This window comes from Cupriavidus sp. WS (assembly GCF_000395345.1).
In the GTDB taxonomy this organism is placed as follows: Bacteria; Pseudomonadota; Gammaproteobacteria; order Burkholderiales; family Burkholderiaceae; genus Cupriavidus; species Cupriavidus basilensis_B.
The window spans coordinates 1-404 of record NZ_AQPL01000135.1 but is presented as its reverse complement, the minus strand read 5'-3'; the positions used below and the strand labels follow the sequence as shown (position 1 = coordinate 404).

At 66.6% G+C, this 404-nt stretch carries 1 protein-coding gene; it reads right to left on the bottom strand.

What is annotated here, in order from left to right; genetic code table 11:
- Positions 1–122: 122 nt before the first annotated feature.
- Positions 123–404: phospholipid-binding protein MlaC (locus K206_RS0112760; RefSeq protein ID WP_020202804.1), on the bottom strand; the 282-nt coding region annotated here is incomplete at its 5' end.

The following is a 404-nucleotide window of genomic DNA, read 5'->3' as shown; positions in this document are numbered from 1 at the left end:
ACCCCTTCGGGGCTATCAAGTTTTGGCATGTGCCGCATACCCGACGACGGCCCGCCCGCGACGGGGCAAGGCAGGCGCCTGTCATGAACCTGCGGCAGCCCGCGGCAACTCGCGGCAAGCGGCTAGACCGCGTTGTGGGTGGTCAGGTATTTCACCAGCCCGTCGATGCCGCCCTTGGCCACGATGTCGGCGAACTGGCGCCGGTACACCTCGATCAGCCAGGCACCGCTCATGTTGATGTCGTAGATGGCCCAGCCGGCCGGCCCGCGCTGAAGGCGGTAGTCGATCTGCACCTCGTCGCCCTTGTTGATGACGCTGGTCTCGATCACGGCATCGTTGCCGCTGGTGCGCGGCGGCTTGTAGCGGAACTTCAGGGCCTGGTCGCGCACCTGCGACAGCGACAG